Source organism: Acinetobacter lactucae, from assembly GCF_013344765.1.
Taxonomy (GTDB): Bacteria; Pseudomonadota; Gammaproteobacteria; order Pseudomonadales; family Moraxellaceae; genus Acinetobacter; species Acinetobacter lactucae_A.
The window spans coordinates 1-2,294 of record NZ_JABVBF010000275.1 but is presented as its reverse complement, the minus strand read 5'-3'; the positions used below and the strand labels follow the sequence as shown (position 1 = coordinate 2,294).

Below are 2,294 nucleotides of genomic sequence, written 5' to 3'. Positions count from 1 at the left end.
ATTTTAATATCTCCTTTGGTTGTTTTAAAACTATATATGGCAATCTTTTATTAAGTTTTAAAGAAACATACAGTATTTGTTACAACGGAATAATTAAGATGAGCTTTTGTATAAACCATCACAAATGTAAAAAATATTTTGAAAATATAAGAATTTAAAGAAATAATTTATATACTTGAAATGCTGCTACATATTAAGTATAGATTTTTAATGTAGCAGCATATTTCTTATTTGGTACAATGTTTTGCCATAAGTGGAGTGCTTTTAATTTTAAAAAATCCACCGCTACTCATCACACCAAGCATCACTAGAGCTGTTCCTATCAATTGCCAGCTATTGAGCGTATGTCCAGTAAGTAGAGCAATTATCATACTAAATACAGGGACAAAGTTAAAAAAGACAGAAGCACGGCCAGCACCTAACTTTTGTATGCCATTAAACCAGAATAAATAAGCAATCATGGTAGAGCAGATCACGACATATCCCATCGCTAAATGTGCATTTACTGGTGCAGATGCGATGGCTGAAAGAGGATTTTCAAATGTCATACTCAATAAACCCAATGTTATTGCTCCAAACATCATAGAAAAAGTTGTTGTTTCTAGTGGGGTAGCATTTTTTACATAACGACGAGATAGTACATTTGCTAGGCAAAATCCAAATGCACCCAATAATATAAATAGATCTCCGATGTCTATTTTTAGGTGAAGTAAAGTTGTTATATGCCCCTGACTAATCACCAGTAACACGCCACTTAAGCCAAATAAAACGCCTAAGAATTTATTCGTGGTAAGTTTTTCACCATCTAAAATAATTGTCATTAACAGGGTCATTAATGGGGTGGTTGCCATAATCAAAGCACCATTAACAGCTGATGTTGTTTGTAACCCGTAAAAACAGCCTATGTTGAAGCCTGCAATTCCGATAATACCAATAAGAAGATAGATCACTAGATTCTGCTTTAAGGATGTCCATCTAAGCTGACCTGTTAATGAGAAAATTATAAGTAAACTTAAACTCGCAATTGAAAACCGTTCAGATGCAGCAGATAACGGAGGCATATGTTGAATAATATAAGACATCGCATTAAATGCTGATCCCCAAAAAAACATGGCTAGGACAACACCAGTATAGGCATAAGCCACCGTTCTGTTCATGGGCAGGCTCCAATTAAGAAAGGTTTATTTTCGGTAAATATATAAAGGTGTACAATTCAATATTAATACACTTCTAATGTGAAAATTTGCACAATGATTGATTGGGAAAATTTACATTACTTTTCAGTTTTTACCGAAGAAAAGTCACTGTCTGCGGCTGCACGGAAATTGGGCGTAGACCATGCAACTGTATCTAGAAGAATTGCTCAGCTAGAACAAAACTTAAAACTTAAATTAGTGGATCGTAGACCACGCACCTACATTCTAACTCCTGATGGTGAACGACTTGCACAAGTGGTTGCACGGATGATGGAAGAAACTTTTTCGATCGAACGTTTAATTCAGGCGGGTCAGCAGGAAGTCATGGGAAGTGTTTCTATTAGCATGCCCCCTCTAACTGCGGCCCATCTCATCATGCCTCATCTGGGTAAGTTTTATCGTGATTATCCTCAATTAAAGTTGCGGGTGCTTGGCGATGTTCATTATGTTTCTTTGCAGCATAGTGAGGCTGATATTGCAGTAAGGTTTGGACGTCCTAAAGATGAAAATTTAGTTGCTCGAAAAGTAGGTGAAATTCCTTTTGGAATATATGCAGGTCCAAATTATTTGGCTTCAACTGAACCTGGAAATTATGAATGGATTAGTGTAGAAGTAGGAGGAGTGCATGGACAAAAACAGCAAAAGCTAAAAGAAAGATTAAACCATAAAGAACCAATAATGATTACTAACCATCCTGAGTTGCAATGGAGAGCTGCATGTGGAGAAGTTGGGTTAGCGGTCTTACCTGATTTTTTAGGAGCTTTTAGCAATTTGGTTAGATTACAAGATGATTATCCAATGAGTGCTGAAATCTGGTTAGTAACACACGAGGATTTAAGACATAGCCCAGCTATACGAGTGGTATTGGATTTTCTTATGTCTTGCTTTGAGCCTTATAACGTATAATTTTATTTATTAAACAAGATCGATAAAGATTGTTACATCAAACTGGTTTCATCTAATTATCAGGAAAGATACCTGCATCTTCACGTGCTTGTTTTAAGGCTAATATGAAAGATAGCAAAAAAAGTAAACCTATTAAAAACAGAAAAAAATCAATCTTACTAATTGCACAGCCTATGCTCAAGGCTCCTAGAC

The 2,294-nt window shown here is 35.8% G+C and carries 2 protein-coding genes; one reads left to right on the top strand and one right to left on the bottom strand.

The genetic code is table 11. From position 1 onward, the window contains the following. Nucleotides 1–227: 227 nt before the first annotated feature. Entirely contained in the window at nucleotides 228–1,157 is a 930-nt protein-coding gene (locus HUN22_RS16585) for a DMT family transporter (RefSeq protein WP_217488213.1), read from the bottom strand. Between the two features lie 93 nt (nucleotides 1,158–1,250). Between HUN22_RS16585 and HUN22_RS16580 the strand changes: the two genes are divergently transcribed. After that, nucleotides 1,251–2,102: a LysR family transcriptional regulator gene (locus tag HUN22_RS16580; RefSeq protein WP_174731682.1), complete on the top strand. Its 852-nt coding sequence runs from the start codon at nucleotides 1,251–1,253 to the stop codon at nucleotides 2,100–2,102. The last annotated feature ends 192 nt before the right edge of the window (nucleotides 2,103–2,294 follow it).

Bases quoted from the DNA above. Each gene is read 5' to 3' on its own strand.
- HUN22_RS16585 (WP_217488213.1), bottom strand. From the start codon at position 1,157: ATGAACAGAACGGTGGCTTATGCCTATACTGGTGTTGTCCTAGCCATG.
- HUN22_RS16580 (WP_174731682.1), top strand. From the start codon at position 1,251: ATGATTGATTGGGAAAATTTACATTACTTTTCAGTTTTTACCGAAGAA.